The 698-nt window shown below is 72.5% G+C and carries 1 protein-coding gene; it reads right to left on the reverse strand.

Going from position 1 to position 698, the window contains the following annotated elements; all coding sequences use genetic code 11:
* A partial coding sequence (locus G6027_RS17220) for an adenylate/guanylate cyclase domain-containing protein (protein ID WP_182638203.1) occupies positions 1-698 on the reverse strand: 698 nt, incomplete at both ends.

Consider the following 698-nt stretch of genomic DNA (forward strand, 5'->3'; position numbering starts at 1 on the left):
CATTGCTGGCGGGGGACCGCGGTGTAGACGGCGACCTCGTCGGGGACCCCCTTGGCCTTGGTGAGCCGGAAGCTCCTCTTGCGGCGCGTCGACACCCTGGACTCATCCAGCCCGGGCAGGGTGGTCTCGCTGACCAGGATCTCGCCCGTCCCCGCCTTCTCCGCCAGCCTGGCGGCGATGTTGACGTCCACGCCCAGGTAGTCGCCGCCGATCAGGCGAGGATTCCCGGTGTGGATGCCGGCACGGATCCGGGGCCGCATCCCGGCGACCTCCACGCGGTCGAGCCCGGCGGAGCAGGCCACGACCGCGTCGAAGGCGAGCTGGGGCGACGGGAAGACCGCCATGAGGCCGTCTCCGAGTCGCTTGACCACGTGCCCGCGGTGCGTGCGCACCTCCGGCTCGGTGGCGGAGGCGACCTCTCTGAGCAGCCGTAGAGCGTCCTCGTCCCCGACGCGCATGGCCCAGTTGGAGAAGCCGACGAGGTCGGTGAACACGATGGTCACCTCGCTCCCGCTGCCGCCTCGGCCGGACCGTTGGGTCAGGGCGTGCCATACCTGCAACCCGCCCAGGGACAACTCGCGCGAGGCGGTGGGCTGCTCGTCGAACAGGCGGCCGGCCACGCGGGCGATCGTCCCCGCGCTGTCCCGGCCCGCGGCCGAGAGCGGATCGCCGAATCCGGAGTCACCGGGCAGGGCCCG

Source organism: Dietzia sp. SLG310A2-38A2, from assembly GCF_014145095.1.
Classification (GTDB): Bacteria; Actinomycetota; Actinomycetes; order Mycobacteriales; family Mycobacteriaceae; genus Dietzia.